Here is a 23,947-nt window from a genome sequence, read left to right on the forward strand (position 1 = left end):
ATCAGCCAAATAGCGCCTCGATGCAGGCGCTGTTTTTTTTTGAAACCGGAGCGGGCCGTTTGACGTATGAAAAGGTGAGCAAGTACAATAAATAATAGTATACACATTTGATGAACATTGAAAAACGGAGGGTGCTGTGATGCTATTCCATCCGATGGATATTTTCATTTTTATCGCCTTCCTGATATCGCTTTGGGCGCAATGGAAGGTATCAAGCAATTTCAATGCCTGGTCTGAAGTTCCAGCCTCATCGGGGTTGACGGGGGCGGAAGTGGCGCGCATGATTTTAGACCGCCACGGGCTGCACCATGTGCCGGTGGAGGTCGTGCCAGGGAGATTGTCCGACCATTATGATCCGATTTCCCGCACGGTCCGTTTGTCGGAGCCGGTCTTTTATGGGCGTTCAATCGCTTCCATTTCCGTTGCCGCCCACGAGGTTGGCCATGCCGTTCAACACCAGCAAGGCTACGCTGCGCTCGTCCTTCGCCACCGGATGTTTCCGATTGTGAACTTCGCTTCGGGCGTTGCGCCGTTGTTGTTGCTCGTTGGATTTGTGCTCCATCAATTTTCGCTGATTGGACTCGGCATTTTGTTTTTCTCGCTGGCGGTGGCCTTCCAAATCATTACCTTGCCGGTGGAGTTCAACGCGAGCGCACGGGCGAAGCGGTTTATGCTGGCTGAAGGGTTGATCGCCCCAAATGAAGCGCGCGGCGTAAACAAAGTGCTTGGCGCGGCGGCGCTGACATACGTCGCGGCAACGTTGATTGCCGTGTTTGAGCTGCTGAAATATGTGCTCATTTTCACCCAAGGGAACAATAATGAGGAATCGTAACATATTGGGCCGCCTAAGGCGGCCCAGCGGCATCATCGTCTATCAGCTGCAATGGAAACTTTTGTGTGCAGGAGGTGTAACCTGGGCGCTTCATCCGCGCTCGGAGACGAATTGGATATAGCCAGTTTGCTGTTGGTGGCGTTTCTCATCGCTTGCACCGCCTTTTTTGTCGCTTCTGAATTTGCGATCGTCAAGGTGCGCAGCTCGCGCATCGATCAGCTTGTCAATGAAGGGAATCGACGGGCGGTCGCGGCGAAAAAAGTGATTTCGAATTTGGACGGCTATTTATCGGCGAACCAGCTCGGCATTACGCTCACCTCGCTTGGCCTTGGCTGGCTTGGGGAGCCGACGGTGGCGCGGATGTTGCTGCCGCTGTTTGAACGCCTCCATTTATCGGAATCCGTCTCCCACTTTTTAGCGTTTATCATTTCGTTTTCGCTCATCACCTTTTTGCATGTCGTCGTCGGTGAATTAGCGCCGAAGACGTTTGCCATTCATAAGGCGGAAGCGATTACGCTGTTTACGGCTCAGCCGCTCATCTGGTTTTACAAAATCATGTATCCGTTCATTTGGACGCTCAACAACTCTGCGCGGCTCGTGACGCGCCTGTTTGGCCTCAGGCCGGTGGCGGAGCATGAAATCGCCCACTCTGAGGAGGAGTTGCGCCTCATTTTATCAGAAAGCTACAAAAGCGGGGAGATCAATCAGTCAGAGTACCGCTATGTCAATAACATTTTTCGTTTTGACGACCGCATAGCGAAAGAAATTATGGTGCCGCGCAAAGAAATTGTGGCGCTCGATATTAACAAAAGCGTCAAGGAAAACTTGGACATCATTCGCGAAGAAAAGTATACGCGCTATCCGGTCATTGACGGCGATAAAGACCATGTGCTTGGACTCATCAACGTGAAAGAGGTGTTTACGGACTTTATTGCCAATCCGTCCAACGAAAAGCAGATGAAAGACTATATCCGCCCGATCATTCAAGTGATTGAATCGATCGCCATTCACGATTTGTTGGTCAAAATGCAAAAAGAACGCATCCATATGGCGATTTTGGTCGATGAATACGGCGGCACGTCTGGACTGGTTACAGTCGAGGACATTTTGGAAGAAATCGTTGGCGAAATCCAAGATGAGTTTGATATTGATGAAACGCCGCTGATTCAAAAAATAGACGATCGATTGATCTTGGATGGCAAAGTGTTGATCAGCGAAGTGAATGATTTGCTTGGGCTGGACATTGACGATGATGACGTCGATACGATCGGCGGCTGGATTTTAACGAAGCATTATGATATCAAACCAGGCGAGAGTGTAGAAATCGATGGCTACTTGTTTACGGTGAAGGAAATGGATGGCCATCATGTGAAATCGCTGGAAGTGGCAAAAAAAGAGCCGAGCAAAGAGGAGGAGGCGGCAGGCGCCGAAGAGGAGGAGTTGCGTTTGTAAGGCAGACGGGGGCGTCTGCCTTTTCTCGTTTCGGCCGAGAAATCCCCTCCTCCATTGAAGGACAGCAGGGTAGATCAATGGTAAATGCGCGAAAGGTCGGTGGGAAAATCGCTTGTTGGCGCGAGACAAATGACCTCTTCGTTTGTAAACGGGTGGCGGAACGTTAGCTTAGCGGCATGAAGCGCATGGCGATGAAACACTGGTTTGCCGCCATAAAGCACATCGCCGACGAGCGGATGGCCGAGATGGGCCAAATGGACGCGGATTTGGTGCGTCCGTCCAGTCTCGAGAGAAAGCTCGACAAGCGATGTTGACGGGAATGTTTTGATGACGCGATAGTGTGTCACCGCTTTTGCCCCCGTCTTCGAGACGCGCCGGCGCGTTGGATGGTGGCGGTCGCGGCCGATTGGCGCGAAAATGGTTCCTGATTTCGGGGACAAACGACCGTGAACAAGGGCGACGTACGTCCGCTTGATGGCACGGTGGGCGAGCATCCGATCGAGCGTCGCACCGGCAAGCGGGTGTTTGGCAAATAAAATCGCTCCCGACGTGTCGCGGTCAAGTCGGTGAATGTGGCGCACTTTTGTTAAAATTGCCTGCGACTGCAAATAAAACGCGACCGCATTGGCGAGCGTGCCGGTTTGCCCCGGTTCGGACGGATGAATGTCGATGCCGGCTTCTTTGTTCAAGACGAGCAGATGGTCGTCCTCCCATAAAATCGAAAGCTCCCGATATTCTGGAACGATGAACGACGGCTCCGGCTCATATGCGTAAAGCTGGAGCCGGTCGCGTTCGTTGAGCACCGTCTTCCAGGGAACAGCCTGGCCGTTCAGTTTGACGCCGTGTTCCATCCGCCAACGGTGGGCGAGCTTTTTCGAGGCGGCCCATACGTCTTTCAGGAGCTGTTCAATCGTCAAACCGCTCCACCAGCTAGGGATGATGCATTCCAGCCAATCGCCTTTTCTTGTCCACAAAGGTTGTCACACTCCCAATTGTTTGTTAGCTGTGGAAACACTTTCTACCCCTATCCTTGCGCGAGATATGGTACACTCATAGTATCGTCTTAGTGATGGAAAACGCAAGCATTGCGGCGAGAAAAGGTGGTATGGACGTTGAAAATGATGTATGCAGCGACTCCGGAACAAGAGCATTACATGCAGTATTTGCTCAACTACTTTTATACCGATGTGTTCCCGTATTACTTCGATGATGAACAAATCCGTCAATTTGAGGAATGGGGCATTCTTTCGCTGGACCACGAACATGTGGCATATAATGGAACGATGAAAGAGGCTTTCCAAATCATTTCAGCGTTGCAATCGCTCATTACCGTCATCGAACATATCGGAGAGCATGGGGATTTGGAACAGTATGAATGGCTGTTTGTTCGCAATCAAAAGATTTTGGCCCGCCATGGCATTGCCTTTCCTTTTCATGCCAAGCAGTTCACTTGCAGGCGGCTTTGGCCGTGCAGCGTGTATGCGCCTCCGGCGAGCCAATGGGTGATTTGACAATCCGCACGCCTAAAGGTGTGGGATTCTTGGGTCGTTAACACCCTCATCCATTTCTGGTTCGGACAACGCCCAAGTTCGGGGGTGTGTCATCACCCCGTCCCATCGGGTTAGGATGTACCCCAATGGGCGGCGCACCTGCGACCGGTGCGCTAGGTTAGGCGGCGAAGCCCGAAATCGCTTTGGCGATGTTGATCGCGCCATTCAAGTCGGCGTGGAGGGTGTATCCGCACTTTTGGCATCGGAAGCGGATGCCGTTTCGGTTCGCTTTCTCTCGATGCCCGCATCGGCATGTTTGACTTGTGTAGGTCGGATTCACCCATCTTCACTTGTCACTGTGCAATGAGGAAAACCAGTTTCGGAACGTTTGTTCGTCATGATACCCTTCGATGCGTTTGATTTCTTTGCCGTTTTCGTAATGGACGATCGTCGGGGTGGCTTCAATATGGTACGCATCCCACCCGTCTTCGAATTCAAGCAAGTTGAACAGCTTTAAATCGATGCCAAGCTCCTTTGCGAGCGGCACGACGATCGGCGTTGTCCGCTGGCAGTGAGGGCATGTCGGGCTGTAAAAGTAAACGGTGAGCGTCTTGCCGTCAGCCAGCTGCTGTTTCAACTCCGCGGGCAAAATAATGTTGCGGTAGTTCGGGTCGTCAAGTTGGGCGATGGTGGCTGGGTTGAGCTCACTTTTATGGTAAGGATTGTTGCTTGCGGCTTCTTTTTGTTCGTACATCGTAATAAACGCGATCGCAGCGAACAGGACGACAATGATGCCGCCAAATGCGAGCAGTTTTTTCAACGTTCGCTCTCCTTTCTTTGCTGGCGCATGACGGTCCAACTTAACAACATAATGATCATAAAGGCAGTGAACGCCAAAAATGGAATGGTGATAAATCCAAGCCAGTTTATATATTGCCCTGTGCACGGAATGCGGCCGCAGCTGATGGCGTATTCTTGAAGCAGCGGAATTTTTTGCAATCCATAATGATACAGAGAAATACCCCCGCCAATCAATGACAGTGTGAAGCTATAGCGAGCTGCCGCAGCGTCTTTGCGCACAATGGCGATTCCTAAAATCACGACTTGCGGGTACATAAAAATGCGTTGAAACCAGCAAAGATCACAAGGAATAAAGCCGAGCACTTCAGAAAAATAAAGGCTTCCGAGCGTGGCGATGAGCGCGGTCGCCCATGCGGCCAAAAGCAAGTTCTCCGCACGTTTTTCTCGTTCCATGTTCTCTCCTTCTTCCCATCATGTTCCCGATCTTGCCTCCGTTAGCTCCATTATAAGGGATGGAAAACGGCACGTCCATTCATAACCGGCAAAGGGCAGGAAAGAAAACAACATTTTCTATCTATATCGCTCGACAAACGAGCCATACTAATCGGTGAAAGGGGAGGATCACATTGACGAACAACAGCGGAAACAAAGTGCAGGACATTATGACGAAAAACGTCGCAACGATTTCGCCGAACCAAACGGTGCAAGAAGCAGCGCAAATCATGAGCCAAAAAAATATTGGGGCGCTTCCGGTTGTGGAAAACGGGCAAGTCAAAGGGATGATTACGGACCGCGATATTACGTTGCGTGTTTCGTCCCAAGGAAAAGACCCGTCGACCGTCAAAGTAGCGGAGGTCATGACGAACCAAGTCGTCACCGGTACGCCGAATATGAGCGTACAGGAAGCCGCGAATGTCATGGCCCAACATCAAGTTCGCCGTTTGCCGATCGTGGAAAACAACCAGCTTCAAGGCATTGTTGCGCTAGGCGATATTGCGACGAACAGCGCATCAAACGAAGCGGCTGAACAGGCGTTGACGAACATTTCGGAGCCGTCGCAGCCGCAAGGGTAATGGGGGAAAAAGGATGCCCACATTTTTTCCAGGGCATCCTTTTTCTTTTGGCAGGTATATTGTATGATGGGAGCGAATACATAAACAGGGAAAATGAAAATCAAGGGGGAACAGCGATGGAGTGGAGACAAAAATACGAACAATGGCTGCGTGAGCCGCAGCTCGATCCGGAATTGAAGCGGTTGTTGGAACAACGCCGCAATGATGAACGATGGCTGGAGGATTGCTTTTACAAAAATCTCGAATTCGGCACCGGCGGCATGCGCGGCGAGATTGGCCCGGGGACGAACCGAATGAACATGTATACGGTGCGAAAAGCGTCGGAAGGATTGGCGCGATACATACAATCGTTTGGGGATGAGGCGAAGCAACGCGGGGTCGTCATTGCCTATGACTCCCGGCATAAGTCGCCGGAATTTGCGATGGAGGCGGCGAAAACGTTGGCTACGAACGGCATTCAAACATACGTGTTTGATGAATTGCGTCCAACGCCGGAACTGTCGTTTGCTGTTCGCTATTTGCGGGCGTTTGCCGGCATTGTCATCACCGCTAGCCATAATCCGCCCGAATATAACGGCTATAAAGTGTATGGAGAGGACGGGGGACAGCTGCCGCCTGCTGTCGCCGACCAAGTGATCCGCTATGTCAATGAAGTCGAAAATGAGCTCGCCATTCATGTGGAAGATGAGGAAACGTTAAGAGAAAAAGGCCTTATTCGCATCATCGGAAGCGAAGTCGATGATGCTTATATCCATGCGGTCAAAACGATTTCCATCCATCCGGAGCTCGCTCGGGAAGCGGCGATCAATATCGTGTTTACGCCGCTTCACGGCACGTCAAACAAACCGGTGCGCCGCGCGCTCGCTGAGCTCGGCTACCAAAACGTCTTTGTCGTCAAAGAGCAGGAGCTGCCGGATCCGAATTTCTCGACGGTCGCCTCGCCCAATCCGGAAGAACACGCGGCTTTCGCTATGGCGATGGAGTTGGGCAAGCAAGTGAACGCCGATCTGTTGATCGCCACCGACCCGGATGCCGACCGGATGGGCGTGGCGGTTACAAATGACAAGGGAAACTATGTCGTGCTGACCGGCAATCAAACCGGCGGCTTGTTGCTCCACTATTTGCTGTCGCAACGAAAAGCTCAAGGCACTCTGCCGGAAAATGGTGTTGTCTTAAAAACGATCGTGACGTCTGAATTTGGTCGGGCGATCGCCCAATCGTTTGGTCTTGAGACGGTCGATACGTTGACCGGTTTCAAATTCATCGGCGAAAAAATGAAGGAATACGAACAAACAGGGCAATATGCGTTCCAGTTCGGATATGAGGAAAGCTATGGGTATCTGATCGGCGATTTTGTCCGCGACAAAGATGCCGTGCAGGCGGCTGTCCTCGCGGCGGAAGTGTGCGCGTTTTATAAAAAGCAAGGGCTATCGTTGTATGAGGCGCTCTTGCAATTGTTTGACCAGTACGGCTATTATCGCGAGGGGCAACGATCGCTCACGCTGAAAGGCAAAGAAGGAGCAGAGGCGATTGCCGCGATTTTAGCGTCGTTCCGCCAACAGCCGCCGGTGGAGGCCGCGGGGAAAAAGGTGACGGTGATTGAGGATTACAAAACGAAAGAGCGGACGAACACGTTGACCGGCGAAAAAACGGCCATTGATTTGCCGACATCCAATGTGCTCAAGTATATCTTGGAGGATGGCTCGTGGTTTTGTCTGCGTCCATCAGGGACGGAGCCGAAAATGAAGGCGTACTTCGGCGTCAAAGGGACGTCGCTGGAGGACAGCGAAGAAAGACTAGCCCGCTTAACAGAAGCCGTCATGCAGCGCGTAAAGGATGTGCTCAGCACCGTTTCTCCTTCTTATGCGCAATGATCAGCACAATCTGCGGGGAATTGGCATCGGCCAATTCCCCGTTCGTTTTACGAGTAAAACTGTGCGTACTGCTCGACTCCCATTTTTTGTTCGCTCACTTCAAGCGCATGGTCAATATAGCGAAGCAAGGCGTGCAACCGCTCCTGGATGACGGAGTAGTCATGTTCAAAATTATAAGCGTGGAGAAACTTTTCAATTTTTTTTGACAGAATATCATCAGGCGTACGCACCATTAAAATGAGCAAATTGTCCCATTCGGAGCGATGCGTGTAATAGAGCGCCTTATCATAGTCGACGGTGTTCAAGCGGCATGCCTCCTTTATCAAGAAGGAGTCATTGTTAGTGTATGACGGTGGGGCGTTTTGTTGCCCTGTAAATGTTGCGACAGAAGGCAAAATATAAATTATAACCGAAATGAAAACGAAAAAGGAAAAATAAATGTTGCAATTTTGTGACAAGGGTAGTATCCTCAAAATAAGGGGATGATGAGAATGAACAAACGGCACGAAGGGCAAGAAATGATCAACATGTGCAAATGGATGGCGTCAGTGGGATTGATTGTCGGAGTCGTACTGTTTTTGCTTAGTTTTATCGCAAGCGCTTACAACAAAGACTATTTCTTGACGATCATCAGTCTCGGCATTATCGGGGCCTCGATGTTTATGTTCGGATTCGGCCTGTTTATGGGATTGCTGACAGAAACGTACCATCGCGGCCCGCGCGAGAACGTATAGCGCGCATAGAGAATGAAAAACACCGGAGATTACCCCGGTGTTTTTCGCTTTTGCTGGATGTACCAATAGAAGATGGCGAAACCAAGAGCGACCAAAAAGACTGGAAATAAGAATGGACGGTAGGCATGGATGTACTGCTTGACGGCCATCCAGCGGCTTTCAAAATAGGCGCCGATCGTCAAAAAGACAGCGACCCACACCATCGCCCCGCTGTAGGCGAACAAGGCAAACTTTCTCCAACGGTAGGCGTTCATGCCGGCCCAAAAGGCGGCGAGATGCCGAACGCCGGGGATGAAATAGCAAATGAACAATACCGCTGGGCCGAGCTTCGAAAAAAGCGCTTTCGTTTGCTCGAGCCGTTTTTCTGTAAGATGGAGCTTGGGACCGAATTTATGCAAAAACGGCAGCCCGAGCGTAATCCCGAGCATATAGCTGAGCGAGATGCCAATGATGGCTCCAAGCCAGCAGGAAAGAAAAGCGAGCGGATACGAAAACGCCCCCGTTGAAACGCGGTAACCGGCATATGTCAACAGCAGCTCGTCGGGGATCGGCAGCCCAACAATGCCGAGCATCAGCGCAACCATAATGCCGATGTAGCCGAAGTGTTCGATAAGATAATGCAAATAGTGCTGCAAATGACCACCACGCTTTGCCGTGATGTTTTGTACCATCATTATAAATCATAGGACAAAAAAGGTAAACGGCCGTCCCCCAACAGAAAAACATCCGCCTATATTTACACTCGGTTGTTTTCGCTGCAGCGAGGAGAAATAGGGATGAGAAGTTTTACCTCCGTCCCTTTTCCTAACTCGCTGTCGATGTGAATTTCCCCCCGGTGTTGCCGGACGATATTTTGAGCGATGGATAACCCAAGCCCTGTTCCGCCTGTTTCCCTGCTTCTCGACTTGTCTACCCGATAAAAACGCTCAAAAACATGTTTGATGTCTTCCTTTGGGATCCCGATGCCGTAATCTTTTATTCGTATTATAACGTATTTTTCCCTCTGTTCTAGAAATACATCGATCGGATCTTGGCTGTACTTGATCGCGTTATCAAGCAGTATAATCATTACCTGCTTCATTTTTAATTCATCCACTTCAGCCATGATCGGATTTTGGGAGTAATGAAGTCGTATAGGTCTGGCATATACAGTTTGGAGTTGGCGCAAAATATGGCTGAGAGCCGAAATAAGATTGACCGGTTCCACTTCCAGTATAGATTCCTTTTCCGACGCCGCTAGGTCAAGCAAAGCTTCGGCCATCTTTTGCATCCTTGTTGCCTCCAAATAAATGGTTTCAATAGCTTCTTGGACCATTGCTTCATTTTGGACCCCTCGCCGCTTTAATAAATCAGCGTAACTTTTGATGACCGTAAGAGGCGTTTTTAATTCATGTGAGGCATCCGAAACGAACCGTTTTTGCTTTTCAAGATTTTCTTGCAGCCGTTCGATCATACGGTTAAATGTCATGGCCATTTTTTGGAGTTCATCAGGCATGTTGTTTTGAATGAGTATAGGTTTGAGAACACCACTCTGTTCGATTTCTTTCATTGAGGTGATCATGCTGGAAATGGGGTGCATAATTACGTTTGATAACCATTTTCCCCCGAGCAACGATAAGAAGACAGCGATCACCGAACAAACCGTTAAAATGGACAGTAGAATATCTTTTCGCATTTCAAGTCCCATGAGTCGCTCTCCAATTTCAAGGGTGCCTATGACATGGCGAGGCGACGAAATGGGGATACGGACAAGCAGAACTTGCTCCTCCCTCATTTTACGGAGTTGCGACTCGTTCTTTGTTACAAATTTTGCTTTTATCTTGGATAAATAACGGTCATTTGTTACCTCTATGATAACCTTAGCGTGAGGGTTGACAACCCTGATAAAAGAATGGTCCGTTAGGTAAGACTCTAAAAGATCACGAGGCAACGATATAGAATTAGGGGCTCGGTTTGCCTCGATGATCTCGTGCGCTTTTCGAAAGGCTGCCTCCTTTTCCATATCAACGGTTATTTTCATAAAAGAAAAAAAGACGAACACGTTGGTAACGAACAAAATACAAATCAGCCAAGCGGTCGTCAATAAATTGATTTTCGTGGTAGTCTTCATTTACTATTTCTCCCTTATAACGTATCCGACCCCCCAAACCGTATGGATTAGGGGAGAGCCAAAACCTTCGTCAAGCTTTTTTCTAAGGTGGGCAATGTGCACATCAATCATGTTTGTTTCTCCTTCATATTCGTAGCCCCATACATTGGTCAGAATATTTTCGCGTGTCATCACTTTATTTTTATTGATCAGTAAATACAGCAACAAATCATACTCTTTTGGGGTTAAGGCTATAGATTTTCCATTCCTTGTAACTTCCCTTGTATCAGTATTAACAACCAAATCTTTCACGATTAAGAGCGATTTTTCTTCGTTTGATTCTTCGATTAAGGATTTATAACGTATACAAGACCGAACTCGCGCTAATAATTCTTCCATTTCAAAAGGCTTCGTCACATAATCATTGGCCCCCTGGTCTAATCCCATTACTTTATCCAATGTGGTATTCCGGGCGGTTAAAAGGATGACGGGAGTATAATTTCCTGCTTTGCGCAATCTTCTCAATACTTCTATCCCACTTAGTTCAGGCAGCATGATATCCAACAAGATTAAATCGAATTTTTCTGTTAAAGCTGTTTTCAACCCTGATTTCCCGTCATGCCTAATCGTTGCTGTATATCCTTCGTATTCAAGTTCAATTTTTAATACTTTGGCTATTTGTGCTTCATCTTCAATAATTAAAATATGTTTTTGCATTCCTACTCCCTGCCTCTATTTTAGAGAATTCCTAGTATTGCATTGCATGGCGGCGATATTCCTGTCATGCAAAATGGTCTGTCAAGACAGATCTCGACAGATCAATTATATCACCTACTTTACCCAGTGTCTGTAAATTCGTTTTTCTCCTAGTTTATTTACGAGGATCCGAATCATCTCAAACAAAAAGAAGTTCGAAAAAATCCAAACTGCCCCGTAAACATAACCACCCACAATATCGCTTGGCAGAGAGGTTGTAAGCGCAACATCGGCAATAGAAAGGAACAACATAACTGCTACGATGAAAAAGGGACAAGCAATGTGCATGTATACGCTTGTTGTATGACGCAATAGCAAAAATATAGATACACCGTAGACGGCTATGGTAACCATTGCTTTCTCATCAGGAAAATTAGGGGAGATATGCAATTTTGGATTCCAGACTGAATGGATATATGAGAACACATATGCAATCAACCGGTGATACAAGTGTGTTCCTGACAAAACGACAGTTAATAACAGAAGCTCGAGCCACCTATTTTGGTTTTTTCGCCATACGATTACAGCAACTGCCATGATAAGAATGGAATACATAGCGATGGATTGTAAAACGAGTATTCGTCTTAGGATTTCTTTCGATTGTCCTTGAAAGTTGGTATGGATAATATAGGAAATGATTTGGTTAAATTGGGTGAATTCGTTATACAAATAATCTTGCGCCAACCCCATCATCCACACCACTAGGCTTAGCAATGCAATAGCGAGGCTGATGAGAAACACCTGAACTGCCTTGACTGTCCGGAAACGGGTGATAAGATATTGGATCAGTTTTAATAAACCGTTTTTCATCTGAGTTTTATACATTCTGTAAATTAGCAGTGTGCCTAAAAATGAGATAAGCACTAGAACAGCCATAATTAAATACTTGCCTGCTACCTTGTGGAATTCGTCCCATCGTGTCCCCAACGACTTTCCGAGTGTCACAAAACAAATTCCCCATAGGCTGATTCCAGTACAGGCTGGGATGATAAATGTTCTATATGGCATGTTGGAAATCCCAGATACGTATCCTGTGAAATGACGAATGCCCGGAATAAAATAGGCAAACACCAATAACTGGCTTCCCGATCGCTCTATCCAAGAGGATACTTTTGCGTATGTCTTATGGCTTAAATGGATATACCGTCCGTATTTTTCAATCAGTTTATAGCCACCTGATCTTCCAATCCAGTACGTTGCGGTAGCACCGACTCCTCCTGCAGTGATAATGGTTAAAATCGACAGGAAATAGTTCATTTTCCCCTGGAATACTAAGTATCCGGCGTATCCCATGAAAAATTCTCCGGAAATAGGCAGAGCGAGAAGCTCAGAAACAATGACGAGAAACAAAATAAGGTAACTATGCTGTTCAAATAGTGAAATCCAGTAGGCCATCTAACTCCCTCCCGACGTTAGTCATGCTCATTTCCCTAATTTGGAAAACTGGTCGTTTTTAGAAGTACTGTGTACCTCGCAAAGCCATATTACCATTAATACCGTGCCATTGCTCTTTCTTCATCAATTCTTAATATCTTGTTTAAAGTTTTTTTAGTGTTAGTTGGTATGCTGAAAATGTTGTTTTGGCCCAAGAGGCTAACTACAAGTCGACAACTGTAAAGGGAGGAAAACAAAATGAATGATGAAATATTTCAATTGATCAACAGATGGGCAGGACATTTTTCTTTCCTTGATACTATCATGGTAGTTGCTAGTAACAGTGTGCCATATATTTCTGTTTCCGTCGTCCTGTTCCTTTGGTTCTACCGAAAAGGGGAGAAAGGGGTGGAAAGACCATATACGGCTTTATATACTGCTCTGACAGCTTTGCTTGCATTGTCTGTGAATGTCGTCATTCACCTTGTGTATTATCATCCACGCCCGTTTGTTGTTCATCACGTTCATCAGTTACTACCTCATTCTTCTGATTCTTCTTTCGTTAGTGATCATGCCGTTTTAGCATTTTCCATCGCATGGATGTTGTTGTTTAGAAGGGATCGGTGGGGGTATCCGGCATTCGTTTGGGCTATAGTGGTGGGGATTTCTAGAGTTTTTGTCGGTGTTCATTATCCGGCTGATGTGGCAGGAAGTATGGTTCTTTCTGGTGTGATGGGGATATTTGTAATTTTATTATCCAAATCGAAAAGATTTGAACTTTTTGCTCAGTTTCTGTTTCGCTTAGATCACACTGTCATAAAGTATGTCCCTTTCTTGCAGGCATATTGCCATAAAGAGTTAGATAAAAAAGGGTGATAGAAAGGGGTTCGTTGACATCTTGACGATTGCGAACGTATCAAAATCCCTTTTTCCTCATACATTGTGATAAGAGGAAAAAGGGGGGAGATGGATGCGGCAGGACGAGCTGAAAGAGTTGGAACGGGCGATTGCGGAAATTACGGAAATCGCAGAAGGATTTGGGCTTGATTTTTACCCGATGCGCTATGAGATTTGCCCGGCGGACATTCTTTATACGTTTGGTGCCTATGGGATGCCGACGCGATTTTCCCACTGGAGCTTTGGGAAACAGTTTTACAAAATGAAGCTTCATTATGATTTAGGGTTAAGCAAAATTTACGAGCTCGTCATCAATTCGGACCCTTGCTACGCGTTTTTGCTCGATACGAATACGCTCATCCAAAATAAGCTGATCGTCGCCCATGTGTTGGCCCACAGCGACTTTTTCAAAAACAACGTCCGCTTCAGCAACACGAAGCGCGATATGGTGGAAAGCATGGCGGCGACAGCGGAGCGGATCAAGCATTATGAACATCAATACGGAAGATTGGAAGTGGAAAAATTTTTGGATGCCGTCTTGGCCATTCAGGAGCATATCGATCCCTCGCTCCTGCGGCCAAAGCTGTCATGGACGTGGGAAGATACGGAAGTGTACGAAGAGGAGGAGCCTCCGAAAACATCGACGCCGTACGACGATTTATGGTCGCTTGACGAGCGAGACAAACTGAAAACGCCGCCGCGAAAAAAACGGCGCAAGTTTCCGCCGCAACCGGAAAAAGATGTGCTATTGTTCATTGAAGAATACAGCCGCGAACTGGAGGATTGGCAACGCGACATTTTAACGATGATGCGCGAGGAAATGCTTTATTTTTGGCCGCAGCTGGAGACGAAAATCATGAACGAAGGATGAGCTTCGTTTTGCAAAGGAGCTTTAAATATGTAAATGAGGAATCACTTGTATACGGAAGTGATTTTTTTATTTGTTTGATGTTGCAATTTTTAATTATGGCTCATTTGATTAATGGTTTGCTGTATGGTTCGATAATGTTTAGTGATCATGCTAAAATAACGTTTGTAATACATTTTTGTCTTAGTGAATCATAAATTTCTTTGACAAATGGAAAATTGTATAATTTGTTAAATGTTAAAAGGATTGTTTCTTTTCGTTGTCAAATAATTTGTAGTAAATATTAGAAATTTAAAGGGGATATATGGCGGAATGGACGCGAAGGATTTGTTGCGTATTATAGACGATGGAGAAAATGCTGAATTGGAATGTAAAGCAGCCAAAGGCGGGTTACCGAAAGATGTTTGGGAAACGTATTCTGCTTTTGCGAATACAAATGGCGGTATTATTTTGCTTGGGGTCGAGCAAAAAGGACAAGAGTTTTTCCCAGTCGATGTTGATGCAAAAAAGTTAGTCAAAGACTTTTGGGATGGAATTAATAATCCACAAAGGATTAGTAAAAATATCTTAGTGGATCGAAATGTAGAAATTGTTGAAGTTGACGGAAAAGAAATCGTGAAAATTTATGTTCCAAGAGCTTCACGTGAGGACAAGCCAATTTATATTGGTCATAATCCTTTTACAGGTACATATCGCCGCAATTATGAAGGAGACTATAAATGTACAAAAGAAGAAGTACAGCGAATGATAGCGGACCAATCTCCAATTCCTCAAGACAGCAAAGTTCTTCCCAATTACGGTTTAAATGATTTGAATATGGAATCGGTGAGAAGTTATCGAAATCGCTTTTCTTCTTTGAAACCAGATCATCCTTGGAATGGTTTAGAACTGAAGGAATTTTTATATAAAATTGGAGCTTTGGGAAGGCTACGCGAAACCAACGAGGAAGGGCTAACATTAGCCGGGTTGCTCATGTTTGGGGAAGAGCGCAGCATTACAGAGTATTTACCGCAGTATTTCTTAGAATATCGGGAAAAGAGTTCGGATGTGCCGGGGGAGAGATGGACAGATCGGATTATTTCTTCCGACGGCACTTGGTCGGGGAATTTGTATGATTTTTATTTTAAAGTGATCCGCAGACTAACGGATGATTTAAACATTCCATTTCAAATGGAGGGGCTTTTTCGCAAGGATGATACAAGGGTGCACGCTGCTCTTCGTGAGGCTTTAGTCAATACGTTGGCTCATGCCGATTACTACGGGCAACGCGGAATTGTTATCGAAAAGGAAAAGATGTTATTTCGATTTTCCAATCCGGGTGTTCTTCGGATTCCTTTGCAACAAGCACTGAAAGGTGGAATAAGTGATCCGAGAAATCCCACGATTTTTAAAATGTTTATGTTAATCGGACTTGGTGAACGGGCAGGGTCGGGGATTGAGAATATTCATTTGGCGTGGAAAGAACAACATTGGACTGCCCCAGAATTAATTGAAGAATTTCAGCCGGATCGCACGATTCTTACGTTGCGAACAACTTCATTATTACCGCAGGAAAGCGTCGATTTTCTAAAAGCAGTTCTTGGGAAACATTATAAGTTTTTAACCAATGATGAAGTATTAATTTTAGTGACGGCACATCAAGAAAATTATGTGACTAATACGAGATTGCAAAGCCTGACAGATAAAAAGAGTGATGAAATAAGCAAATTATTATCCGGACTTGTGGAAAAAGGATATTTAGAACCAAATGGACAAGGAAGAGGTACAAAATATACGCTAACGGAAATGTTTCATCAAAAGTCTATAGGGAACTCCAGATATAATCGGATAAGCTCCGGACCTAATGTTAATAACTCCGGACCTAACGCTGCTAACTCCGGACCTAACGAAAACGAACAAACAAAAGATCATGAAAAAGTGCTATTGGATATTTCTGAATTAGCAAGGAAGAAAAAGAGATTAAATCCTTCCGAAATGGATGAGATCATTTTAAATCTTTGTGCAATTAAGCCGTTAACGCTCAAAGAATTAAGTCAATTACTGAATAGGCAGATGGATCCTCTTCGCAAAAAGTACATTTCACGATTGCTTAAGGAAGGGAAATTAGAACCGCTATATCCAGAGCAAATAAACCATCCGAAACAAGCATATATGACACGATCTCTTTTTATAAACCAGCATTAGGATACTGGATTCCTAATGCTGGTTTATTGTTATTAGACAAATTTCCCTTCTCATATAGTTTTACAAAATATGATGGGGAGGGGTACGAATGAAGCTTGATGGGATTTGGATGGAATCCATTGAATTAGATAAAATTGTCCCCATATACGTTGAAAATGTTTCAAAAAGGGCAGTGGAGAAAATGGTCAAAATATTAGAGAGCGGGGATCAGTTAAGCAGCCATGTTATTGTTGAAAAGGATAGAACCGAAGATAAATATTGGTTAGTCGCGGGTGTAAATTATCACTTTATTTCCGCACAAAAAAGACTCTTTTTTGCACATTCCTTCGGAATATCCCTCTCCCCCTTTCCGAAAGAATGTGCTAAATTTTTTGTGAATTATTTCGGAATGGGACATGGGTGATTTCCAGAGGGGGGACGAGGACGTGATTCGGTTTCATGACTTTCAGGTCGATGTCCAGACATATGCCCAGCGGGGAAAACAAAACGACTTTCCCCTTCTTAAGCGGTGCCCTCATTGCCAGGCAAAACGCCCTCTTTATCGCCATGGGTACTACGAACGAAATGCCGTGACGTCGCATCAGTCTTATCGCATTTGGATCGCTCGGTATCGCTGCCCGGAGTGCAGGAGGACGGTGGCCGTGTTGCCTTCATTTCTTCTCCCTTATTTTCAGTATACGTTGCCCACCATATGGAGAGTGGTGAAAGAACGGTTGGGCCTGACTCCGAAACGGGGGATGGAGGAGGCTCCACTCCTTCCTACGGATGAAGGGGTTTTATTTTATGTCCGACGTTTATTCCGAAATTTGAACCACCTTCATTGGTTTTTTGCGGAGCGCTGGAGAAAAATTGGTCCTGCCATCGCCCAAGCGAGAGAACGAGCCCTATGGTGGATCCAGACGATGGAGGAGATCGGCCTCTTTTTCGTCATCCAAGAGATATGGGAGCACCGATCGACGCATCTTTTTGCACGTACATTCAGTTCCTGATTTTACTTATATCCCCTTATATGGAATCATTTATAGATTCCACAAACCTTTCCTCTCGACGGTCGGGGGAATGATCCGATAGGATAGAGACAGGATGGACCGATAAGGTCCTAGAATGGGATGAACGAAGGAGGAGATCGAAATGAATGAGTCGATGAGACAGGAGATCGCTTTATTTCGGTATGGATTGATCGCTCCATTGGTGAATGGACAAGTCGATCCAAAAACGTACTTGAAGGAAGTAGCGGAACGGATCCATCAAGTTCCCCACCATGGAGAGAAACGCATCGCCGCCAAAACGATCCTCGACTGGTGCACGCAGTACAAAAAAGGGGGCTTTGAGGCGCTGAAGCCGAAACGACGGTCGGACCGTGGCCATTCCCGGAGGCTGTCACCTGAAGAAGAGGATCACATTTTAGCCCTGAGAAAAAAACACCCCCACATGCCCGTGACGGTGTTTTACCAACACCTTATCGAGCAGGGGGAAATCCAATCCATCTCTTATTTCACTATATACCGACTTTTAAAAAAATACAACCTCGTGGGGAAAGAAGAGTCAGTCAAGACTTTGTGGAGAACATTTTTTCGGTTCACTACGGGCGTTGTCAATCACTAGTTAGCGAACCATTTTCAGGAATTAATATCGTAAGCGCTTTCGGACTCTCGTCCCTCATCTTGAGGCGATGATACGATATTCCATTTTTTTACACCCAACCACCATCCCGGAGCGCCGACAACGCTTGATGGATCGGCGTCCCGGATGACCGCTGCAGACACGGTAGATTCTGACGCACCACATCTGCCCATAACCGTCCTGCCTTCCGTTTGGCCTGTTCAACCCGCTTGGACTTCGTCGAGGCCGAGGCTGCCGTTCGGGTCTCTTCTTCCTCCACCAACTGCCCATTTCTCCGCCAAATCCCGTCGATTCGGGCTGCCATCGCCCTCAGAAACGCCCGAAGCCCTTGGTCTTTCCAGCTGCGGCGGGATTTCACCCGATGCGCAAACCGGCTCATCACGCTCTCGGCGTGACCCATCGGACGCATGCCGGTCGTCTCCACCCCTTGCTCCGACAGCCACTCCCGATAGTCCCGGATGCATCCCGGCATCGACTCGATCCGGCGGATCATGGCAGCCATCTGCTTCTCTTTCGCTTCGTCCTCCAACGTGCCGACCGCGCTGTTCAGCTCCACCAGAAGCCCCTCCTCGTCTTGTTTCGCCAGCTTCTTCCGCACCTCCCGCCAACGCGGGTGGCCGGACAGACACTGACGCAGCTCCCGCGCCACATGAAATCGATCCAGCTGAAAGCACGCCCGCTTCCCAAAATACTCCCGGCAGGCCGTGATCCACGACGCCGCGTCGCCGTTGATGATCAACAGGTCCCGGCACGGATCATAGGCATATTCGTTCATCAGCCACTCTTCGAACCGTTCCCACACGTCTCCCTCCCCTTCATGGAGGTAGTGGCGCCGGTTCACGAGCTCAAGCTGCGAACCGTTTCGTTTCCATCCCTCGTGAACCGCCAGGATTTTCTCTTCTTTCGCCCGTTTCCCTTTCCCCTGGCGGGAAATAAACAGTCCATCCGCCTCCACAAACAGCACCCGGCCGTGCCGTTGGGAAACAGGGCGGTGCAGCGAGACAGGGGCCTCCAGCACCAGTTGGCGAATCGCCTCGTGGCTCATGACCGCATACCCCACGATCGACTCCAACGTACGGGCCGCTTTGCGGTAGGAAGAGCACTCTACGGCCAACTCGACCGCCGTTTCCTCGAGGCAAGGACTGATCGATCGGGCCCCATCAAAGCCTAATTCGGCATCCAGCAAGAAGGTATAGTTCCCCGTTTGCCGGTCATAGTAGTAGTTCCGTCGAAACGTCACTTCTCCAAACAGCGTTTGGATCGTAGTCGGCCGTTTGTCTTTCAGCTGATACCGGCGCTTGTCCCGCGCTTCCGCCAGTTGTTGATCAATCTCCTCCAAAAGGGCCGCCAACAAGACAGCGAACACCTTTTGAAGAGTTCTGACTAATTGTTCCTCCAACTCTTTTAATAGGGGCCATTCTGTGGTAAGATGTTTCATGGACTCTCTCCCTCCTGTTTTCGGTTGGTTTGCCAATCACCATCATAGCAGGGAGAGAGTCCTTTTTTCACGACATTTGCTTTTTCTACCGCGCTTCGCTTGGTGGCCCCGACGAGCGTCGCGAACAAAAGTTCGCAACCCTCGTCGGGGATCATTTCGGAATGTCACCCACAAATATTTTACTCACACGGGAAAGAAATTTTACCGATTCCTGAACGAAAACGATTCGCGTACGATCAGGTCAATGAGCTCTGGCAAGGTGATTTGTCCCATGGCCCGTTGATTCGCGTGAATGGCAAAACGCAAAAAACGTTTTTGATTGCCTATATCGATGACTGCTCGCGGGTCGTGCCGTACGCTCAGTTTTTCTCTTCCGAGAAATTTGACGGGTTGCGGATCGTAACCAAGGAAGCGCTGCTTCGATACGGAAAGCCGAAGCGAATTTACTCGGATAACGGCAAGATTTATCGGGCGGAACCCTTGCAGTACGCCTGCGCGGAGTTAGGGATCACCTTGATCCATACCCAGCCGTACGATCCGCAAAGCAAAGGGAAAATCGAACGATTTTTCCGCACCGTACAGACGCGGTTTTACCCGTTGCTCGAAATGAATTCACCGAAGTCGCTCGAAGAGCTAAACGAGCGATTTTGGAAGTGGTTGGAGGAAGATTACCATCGAAAACCGCATGCCTCGTTGAACGGGAAGACGCCACATGAAGTGTTTCAATCGCAAGTCCATTTGGTGTCGTTCGTCGACGATTCGGATTGGCTCGACTCGATCTTTTTGAAACGCGAATACCGTAAAGTGAAGGCCGATGGTACGGTCACGTTGAACAAGCAGCTGTATGAAGTTCCGCCCCGGTTCATCGGACAATCGATCGAACTCCGTTATGATGAACAAGGCGTGTATGTGTACGAAGACGGTCAACGGGTCGCCGAAGCGGTCCTTGTTCGCTTCGAGGACAATGCCTATGTGAAACGCCATCGGTCACCGTTTGCGGCGGTTCCGGTAGAGGGAGGCGAAAACGATGTATAAAACGTTTTATTCCCTTTCCCGAGAGCCGTTTTCGAAGGAGACGAATCCACCAGAGGCTTATCAAGGGGCCTCGTATCAAGAGGCCCTCGCCGCTTTGGACTACGTGAAACGAACAAGAGGGATCGGGCTATTGATCGGTGAACCAGGGGCCGGCAAGACATTCGCCCTTCGGGCGTTTAAGGAATCCCTGAATCCGTCACTGTATCACGTCGTTTATTTTCCATTGTCAACGGGAAGCGTGATGGACTTTTATCGCGGCCTTGCCTTCGGGCTCGGGGAAGAGCCGAAATACCGCAAGGTCGACTTGTTTTATCAAATCCAACAAGGGATCGAGCGCTTGTATCATGAACAACGGGTAACGTCAGTGTTCATCCTCGATGAAATGCATTTAGCGAAGGATGCCTTTCTGCAGGATATCGCGATCCTGTTCAACTTTCACATGGACTCAACAAATCCGTTTGTCTTGATTTTGGCGGGGCTGCCCCATTTACAGGCAAAACTACGGTTGAATCAACACCGTCCGCTTCACCAACGAATCATCATGCGATACCAGATGGGGCCTCTTGATAAGGAAGAAGTGGTAGGATATATCGAACACCGCCTGAAACAGGCGGGGGCGAAACACCCGATTTTTACCCCAGCTGCCTTAGAAGCGATCGCCCTGCAGTCGCAGGGGTGGCCGCGGATCATCAACAACCTCGCCACCACTTGCCTGTTATACGGCGCTCAATTAAAAAAACATATGATTGACGAAGACATTGTGCGTATGGCAGCCGAAGAAATGGGGTACTGACACAGCAGGGGCTGATCGGCCCCTGTTATGTTTCATCCCGATCCATCCTCATTCTAGTTAATCATCCGAAATAATGTGCAAATGTTCGGAAATAATCTGCAAAACCTGGAATAATTCGCAAAGATTTTGCACATTATTTCCGAATCCGTCCGAAATAATTTGAAAAAGGGATTCTGAAATAATGTGCTAATTTACAGCGGGGTTTCCAGAATACTTAGCATATAAAAAAATGAATGAAAAGCATAAAAGGTACACAAGAATATTTTGCGTTATTCAGCGATATTCGAATGAAACAGAACAACGAATTAAGTTGCTAAGGAGGATGTTCCATCATCAAACAACAAAGTGGTTAGACAAACATATGTTGATTGATCAAATGGTTAATAGCGGAGTAAAGGTTACCACGATAGCCCGAAAGCTGGGAGTTACTCAAGCTGAGATTGAAAATTATTTTGTCCATCCGGATATTCCTTTTGACATAATCAAAAAAGCCCGTAAAAATGAAGGAAGTTTGATAAACATAGAAAAAATTCGCAAGTTGCCAATCCATTCAATGCTTAAACACAAGTTATATCAGCGAGCAGTATTACCAAAAAAGCATCCTGACCGATTAACGACAGATAAGTTGCAAAAAATAAAGTGGTTACTGAAAAGGGATTACTTTAACGATTTAGGAAGAGAAGATCAATGGGAGATGTTGCAACAAGCTTTAGATTACAGGGGAACATTAGAAAATACATGGGATTTGGATATTGAAAGAAGATTAAAACGAATGTCTCAAGGGGAGTTAATATTAAAATTTACGTTCAATCCAGACTCCTATAACAATGACCTAAATTTTAGCGATCTTATCAATTAAATGGGATTTTAATAAGAGATGCTTGGCGCTTAAAGTCAAGCATTTTTTATTTTGTCTGTAGCAATTTATAATTTAATTTTTTTTTGGAGGATTTTGGCATAAAATGTAGAATTTTTTTGGTATTAGATTGTGGGGGGGTATGCAATGCGTATTAAGGAAATAGTAATAAGAAATTTTAAAAACATTGGTATCAAAAAAGAATGCATTATTAAAGTACCGGAAGTCGATGAAAATGGATCCTCAGATTTTGTAACTGTAATAGGTGAAAACAACATAGGAAAATCATCTATTTTGGAAGCTCTCAGGTTATTTCTTCCAGAAACAGATTTACCAAGCACTCCTTCAATTGATTTATTTCCTTTTAAAAAAGAACCGACAAATGAAGATGAATTTATGGAAGTGAAAATTACTTTTAATGGATTAAACGATTTAGATAAAAATCATCCTTACATAAAGCCGTATATTTATAATGATGAATTAATTATTAGGAGAATATGGAGTGGTCCTGATTTAAGGGATACAGATGTTCCTTTTGAAGTGTTTATTCCTAACAGACACATTACAGAGTTAAATGAAGAAGAAACATGGAATAGGAGTGCATTTGAAAATGTATCGCCTAGTCTAAAACAACTTTATACAAAATTTTGTGAGGATAAAAAATTAAACAATGGTACTATTCCCAAAAATAAAAAAGAAGAATTTGTAGAATTTGTTTATTTAAATGATAATACGCTTATTACGGAAGGCGAGCCAAAATGGTTTCCTAATCCGAACGGATTTGCTTCAAAAATAAGATCCATAATGCCAAGAGTGATTTATGTTCCAGCAGTTAAATTAATAAACGAGGAGGCTGATGCAAATAAAAATAGGTCAGCTGCCAATCTAATAGCGTCTGCTTTGTTTGAACAGCATCTTAGTTCCGCTGAAGAAATAGAAAATTTTAAAAATGCTTTAAACTCCTTGAAGCTAATTTTTAACGAAGATACAAAGCATAGAGAGGTTCGAAATCTTCAAGATAAGTTAAGTAAAAAACTTAAAAGGATAATGGAGGTTGAAGCACACGTTGATTTTGAAGTACCAGAAGTAATGGAGAAACTCCACTTAAACTCGTCCATTTCATTAAAGTACAACAATTTACTAACTAAACCTTCTGAACAGGGCAATGGGGTCCAAAGACTGCTTATCTTATCATTATTAGAATTAATGGCAGAACAACTAACAAGTTCTGATCTTGATAAGGAGTTAGACAATCGGGAATGGAGAAGAAGTTTTTTATTTTTGATTGAGGAACCAGAGATATATTTACATCCGCATTTACAGCGAAAAATGCGTGATGCATTAGTACAAATATCAAAGCATCCTTTAGCTCAAGTAATTTGTACATCACATTCGGAAAACTTCATCGACTTAGCTGACAGGCACCAAGGAATTGTGTTACTGAAAAAGAGAAGTGATGGAACTGCAGAAACAATACAGGTGCCTTATGATATTTATAGTGGTGATAATAAATCAGAAAAAAGAAAAAGAATGAGAATGTTGTTAAACTTCAATACTTCGACGTTGGAGGCTTTTTTCGCAAAAAGAGTTGTTTTGGTAGAAGGTGATTGTGAAGTAGCCAGCTTTTTAGCGATTAAACTGTTTATTGCAAAATAAAAATACAGAGTTCTGCAACGAAAAGTGCAGAGCTGAAGGCAAAGAAAAAAGGCTTGCCAGCCTCTAACATTTCCTCTACTGTGGAAGTTGTGAACACATAACCAAACAGTGGAGGAGCGAAA

The 23,947-nt window shown here is 45.9% G+C and carries 22 protein-coding genes and 4 pseudogenes; 16 read left to right on the forward strand and 10 right to left on the reverse strand.

Features of this window, described 5'->3' with window-relative positions; genetic code table 11:
* Window positions 1-139: 139 nt before the first annotated feature.
* Window positions 140-832: a zinc metallopeptidase gene (locus tag GT3570_RS02590; RefSeq protein WP_011230067.1), complete on the forward strand. Its 693-nt coding sequence runs from the start codon at window positions 140-142 to the stop codon at window positions 830-832.
* A 111-nt stretch (window positions 833-943) separates the two neighbouring features.
* Window positions 944-2,284 carry a hemolysin family protein gene (locus tag GT3570_RS02595; RefSeq protein WP_011230068.1) on the forward strand — a complete coding sequence of 447 codons (1,341 nt, stop codon included), beginning with the start codon at window positions 944-946 and terminating at the stop codon, window positions 2,282-2,284.
* Window positions 2,285-2,358: 74 nt separating this feature from the next.
* On the opposite strand, the gene GT3570_RS02600 is transcribed toward GT3570_RS02595, so the two are convergent.
* A complete protein-coding gene (locus GT3570_RS02600; protein ID WP_011230069.1) occupies window positions 2,359-3,258 on the reverse strand; it encodes an RluA family pseudouridine synthase in 900 nt (299 codons plus the stop codon).
* A gap of 138 nt (window positions 3,259-3,396) precedes the next feature.
* Between GT3570_RS02600 and GT3570_RS02605 the strand changes: the two genes are divergently transcribed.
* On the forward strand, window positions 3,397-3,795 hold the full coding sequence (locus tag GT3570_RS02605; RefSeq protein ID WP_014194938.1) for a YhcU family protein: 399 nt from the start codon (window positions 3,397-3,399) through the stop codon (window positions 3,793-3,795).
* A gap of 157 nt (window positions 3,796-3,952) precedes the next feature.
* On the opposite strand, the pseudogene GT3570_RS17685 reads toward GT3570_RS02605, so the two are convergent.
* The 3 genes and pseudogenes from GT3570_RS17685 to GT3570_RS02615 form a co-directional block, all read right to left on the reverse strand.
* Window positions 3,953-4,117: pseudogene (locus GT3570_RS17685) on the reverse strand (zinc ribbon domain-containing protein); the annotation flags it as partial.
* Between the two features lie 3 nt (window positions 4,118-4,120).
* Window positions 4,121-4,594: a thioredoxin family protein gene (locus tag GT3570_RS02610; protein ID WP_011230071.1), complete on the reverse strand. Its 474-nt coding sequence runs from the start codon at window positions 4,592-4,594 to the stop codon at window positions 4,121-4,123.
* Window positions 4,591-5,028 (reverse strand): disulfide formation protein C, encoded by a 438-nt coding sequence (locus tag GT3570_RS02615; protein WP_011230072.1) that lies wholly within the window; start codon window positions 5,026-5,028, stop codon window positions 4,591-4,593. The genes GT3570_RS02610 and GT3570_RS02615 overlap by 4 nt, the downstream gene beginning before the upstream one ends.
* A gap of 173 nt (window positions 5,029-5,201) precedes the next feature.
* Here GT3570_RS02615 and GT3570_RS02620 point away from each other — a divergent pair, with 173 nt between their 5' ends.
* Both GT3570_RS02620 and GT3570_RS02625 read left to right on the forward strand, forming a co-directional pair.
* Window positions 5,202-5,648 (forward strand): CBS domain-containing protein, encoded by a 447-nt coding sequence (locus tag GT3570_RS02620; RefSeq protein WP_011230073.1) that lies wholly within the window; start codon window positions 5,202-5,204, stop codon window positions 5,646-5,648.
* 116 nt (window positions 5,649-5,764) lie between these two features.
* Window positions 5,765-7,522, forward strand: a complete 1,758-nt coding sequence (locus tag GT3570_RS02625; protein WP_011230074.1) for a phospho-sugar mutase — start codon at window positions 5,765-5,767, stop codon at window positions 7,520-7,522.
* 47 nt (window positions 7,523-7,569) lie between these two features.
* Here GT3570_RS02625 and GT3570_RS02630 read toward each other — a convergent pair whose 3' ends face one another.
* Complete coding sequence (locus tag GT3570_RS02630) at window positions 7,570-7,827, reverse strand: YhdB family protein (RefSeq protein WP_013146280.1); 258 nt, start codon at window positions 7,825-7,827, stop codon at window positions 7,570-7,572.
* A 180-nt stretch (window positions 7,828-8,007) separates the two neighbouring features.
* Here GT3570_RS02630 and GT3570_RS02635 point away from each other — a divergent pair, with 180 nt between their 5' ends.
* Window positions 8,008-8,256 (forward strand): hypothetical protein, encoded by a 249-nt coding sequence (locus GT3570_RS02635; protein ID WP_025039331.1) that lies wholly within the window; start codon window positions 8,008-8,010, stop codon window positions 8,254-8,256.
* Window positions 8,257-8,285: 29 nt separating this feature from the next.
* Here GT3570_RS02635 and GT3570_RS02640 read toward each other — a convergent pair whose 3' ends face one another.
* From GT3570_RS02640 to GT3570_RS02655, 4 genes are all read right to left on the reverse strand, one after another.
* Window positions 8,286-8,927, reverse strand: a complete 642-nt coding sequence (locus GT3570_RS02640) for a DedA family protein (protein ID WP_049775794.1) — start codon at window positions 8,925-8,927, stop codon at window positions 8,286-8,288.
* 65 nt (window positions 8,928-8,992) lie between these two features.
* Window positions 8,993-10,366: a sensor histidine kinase gene (locus GT3570_RS02645; RefSeq protein WP_062898386.1), complete on the reverse strand. Its 1,374-nt coding sequence runs from the start codon at window positions 10,364-10,366 to the stop codon at window positions 8,993-8,995.
* Window positions 10,367-10,369: 3 nt separating this feature from the next.
* Window positions 10,370-11,062: a response regulator transcription factor gene (locus GT3570_RS02650; RefSeq protein WP_062898387.1), complete on the reverse strand. Its 693-nt coding sequence runs from the start codon at window positions 11,060-11,062 to the stop codon at window positions 10,370-10,372.
* Between the two features lie 114 nt (window positions 11,063-11,176).
* Window positions 11,177-12,496, reverse strand: a complete 1,320-nt coding sequence (locus tag GT3570_RS02655; protein ID WP_062898388.1) for a VTT domain-containing protein — start codon at window positions 12,494-12,496, stop codon at window positions 11,177-11,179.
* Between the two features lie 237 nt (window positions 12,497-12,733).
* Between GT3570_RS02655 and GT3570_RS02660 the strand changes: the two genes are divergently transcribed.
* The 6 genes and pseudogenes from GT3570_RS02660 to GT3570_RS02685 all read left to right on the forward strand — a co-directional run.
* Window positions 12,734-13,351 (forward strand): undecaprenyl-diphosphatase, encoded by a 618-nt coding sequence (locus GT3570_RS02660; protein ID WP_062898389.1) that lies wholly within the window; start codon window positions 12,734-12,736, stop codon window positions 13,349-13,351.
* A gap of 94 nt (window positions 13,352-13,445) precedes the next feature.
* Window positions 13,446-14,240, forward strand: a pseudogene (locus GT3570_RS02665) (SpoVR family protein); the annotation flags it as partial.
* A 312-nt stretch (window positions 14,241-14,552) separates the two neighbouring features.
* Window positions 14,553-16,424, forward strand: a complete 1,872-nt coding sequence (locus GT3570_RS02670) for an RNA-binding domain-containing protein (RefSeq protein WP_062898390.1) — start codon at window positions 14,553-14,555, stop codon at window positions 16,422-16,424.
* Window positions 16,425-16,512: 88 nt separating this feature from the next.
* Window positions 16,513-16,827, forward strand: a complete 315-nt coding sequence (locus tag GT3570_RS18955) for a hypothetical protein (RefSeq protein WP_062898391.1) — start codon at window positions 16,513-16,515, stop codon at window positions 16,825-16,827.
* Between the two features lie 22 nt (window positions 16,828-16,849).
* Complete coding sequence (locus tag GT3570_RS18960; RefSeq protein ID WP_011229674.1) at window positions 16,850-17,413, forward strand: DUF6431 domain-containing protein; 564 nt, start codon at window positions 16,850-16,852, stop codon at window positions 17,411-17,413.
* Window positions 17,414-17,555: 142 nt separating this feature from the next.
* Window positions 17,556-17,966, forward strand: a pseudogene (locus tag GT3570_RS02685) (helix-turn-helix domain-containing protein); the annotation flags it as partial.
* 151 nt (window positions 17,967-18,117) lie between these two features.
* On the opposite strand, the gene GT3570_RS02690 reads toward GT3570_RS02685, so the two are convergent.
* The gene (locus GT3570_RS02690; protein WP_062898392.1) at window positions 18,118-19,485 is read right to left on the reverse strand and encodes an ISLre2-like element ISGsp3 family transposase; all 1,368 of its coding nucleotides are present in this window, start codon (window positions 19,483-19,485) and stop codon (window positions 18,118-18,120) included.
* Window positions 19,486-19,674: 189 nt separating this feature from the next.
* Between GT3570_RS02690 and GT3570_RS02695 the strand changes: the two are divergent.
* The 4 genes and pseudogenes from GT3570_RS02695 to GT3570_RS02710 form a co-directional block, all read left to right on the forward strand.
* Window positions 19,675-20,520 (forward strand): annotated as a pseudogene (locus GT3570_RS02695) (DDE-type integrase/transposase/recombinase); the annotation flags it as partial.
* Complete coding sequence (locus GT3570_RS02700) at window positions 20,513-21,313, forward strand: ExeA family protein (RefSeq protein ID WP_011229854.1); 801 nt, start codon at window positions 20,513-20,515, stop codon at window positions 21,311-21,313. The pseudogene GT3570_RS02695 and the gene GT3570_RS02700, both read left to right, overlap by 8 nt.
* Window positions 21,314-21,635: 322 nt before the next feature.
* Window positions 21,636-22,172 carry a hypothetical protein gene (locus GT3570_RS02705; protein ID WP_062898393.1) on the forward strand — a complete coding sequence of 179 codons (537 nt, stop codon included), beginning with the start codon at window positions 21,636-21,638 and terminating at the stop codon, window positions 22,170-22,172.
* A 144-nt stretch (window positions 22,173-22,316) separates the two neighbouring features.
* On the forward strand, window positions 22,317-23,825 hold the full coding sequence (locus GT3570_RS02710; protein ID WP_318258075.1) for an AAA family ATPase: 1,509 nt from the start codon (window positions 22,317-22,319) through the stop codon (window positions 23,823-23,825).
* Window positions 23,826-23,947 lie beyond the last annotated feature (122 nt).

Source organism: Geobacillus thermoleovorans (assembly GCF_001610955.1).
In the GTDB taxonomy this organism is placed as follows: Bacteria; Bacillota; Bacilli; order Bacillales; family Anoxybacillaceae; genus Geobacillus; species Geobacillus thermoleovorans.